The following is a 1,418-nucleotide window of genomic DNA, read 5'->3' on the forward strand; positions in this document are numbered from 1 at the left end:
CCCGGGTCCATCAGCGAGACAGGAAGATTGGTGACATATCCCTTCAGCCCGACGAGCATCCGGGCTCGTTCGAGCGACGCAGTATCCAGTCGCCGGCCTTTCGCAGTTGTCTTCACGAATCGCGTCGACTTCGGTGCGGTGTCCCCGTCGACCACGGCCCGGGCGCGGGCTTCCTGCGCGTTGAGTGTCTTCTCGTCCCGGGCGGCGCGGCTGCGCGAGTACTGCCACACCGCCCGCCACGCATTCGGATGCGCCGCCCGATCCCATACCGGTTCGGCGCGCTTGCGAGAGTTGTTGACCACCGAGCGGCCGTGCCGTGGCGTGATCGTGTCGATGATCTGCCCATCGGTGAAAACATTGCCGTTCCAATGAAAGTGGGAGGCGAGATCACCAGGCGCTTTCGTGGCGCGGGATCCGACGATGAACTTGAGTCCGGCCTCGTCCAGTGCTGCGAGATTGGACGCGGACAACATCCCGGCGTCGGCGGCGACGACCATCTCGACCCCGTCGAGGTCATGGCGGGCCTGGAACTGCCGCACGATCGGCACGATCGTGTGGGTCTCGGCCGAATTGCCCTCGTAGCATCCGATCTCGAGGGGGAAACCGGTGCGATCGACGAGCAACCCGACGACGATCTGCGGGTCGACCCGACGCTCCTTCGAGTATCCGACTTTCCGCAGGTCATCTTCCTTTTCGGCCTCGAAATACAAGGTCGTCACGTCGTACAACAACAGGCTCAAGCCACCGGTTTCGGCGGCATGGGCGAAACATTTCTCGGCGATGCGGTCCCGGTACTTTCCGGTGATGACCTGACCCAAGTGACGTTTGATCGTCGCGTAGCTCGGCGGGTCCGCCCCGAGGTCCTGCAGGACCCGGCCGGCGTCGAGCTTCGAGCCGGGTTCGACGATGCGAGCGATCACCAGGTCGCGGAACACCGCATCGTCGACGATCCCGAAGCCGAGCTGGTCGTACACCTCGGCCAGCACCTGCCGCAGCAGCACCGACCCGGTCGATTCGGTACGTCCCGGCACGTCAACCTGCACAGGTTCAGCTTCCGGTTCGAGCAGTGCGCTCTGCCCGGTGACCAGCGGCTTTTCCACGGGAATCTGAGGCGTGACGCCCAGATCGAGGGCCTGCTGGTCGGGTTCGAGCCAGGCGCGAGCGCGTTCGAGGAGCATGCCGAGTTCGACGTCGGTGTGGGCGGAACCGATGTGTTTGACGATCTCCTGCCGGCCGCCCACATATCGGGCGACCTGCACGGCCGTGGCCCCGGACTTGGTGCGCACCTTCCTGATAAACGCCACCCGCTGAGCCTAAAACCCGGGCTGTTAGTGCGTGAAATCAGCTCGATCACGGCGAGAACCAGCAGGTCACAGACGTGAGCCGTCGTTCATGCCGAATACGTGAGCCAACTCAGG

Annotated in this window: 1 protein-coding gene; it reads right to left on the reverse strand. The window is 64.2% G+C overall.

Translation table 11 applies throughout. From position 1 onward, the window contains the following. Positions 1 to 1,304 (reverse strand): IS1634 family transposase (locus ACQR3U_RS23315; RefSeq protein ID WP_269572375.1); only part of this gene is annotated, 1,304 nt, incomplete at its 3' end. Positions 1,305 to 1,418 lie beyond the last annotated feature (114 nt).

This window comes from Rhodococcus sp. IEGM1339 (assembly GCF_050321925.1).
GTDB classification, from domain to species: domain Bacteria; phylum Actinomycetota; class Actinomycetes; order Mycobacteriales; family Mycobacteriaceae; genus Rhodococcus; species Rhodococcus pyridinivorans.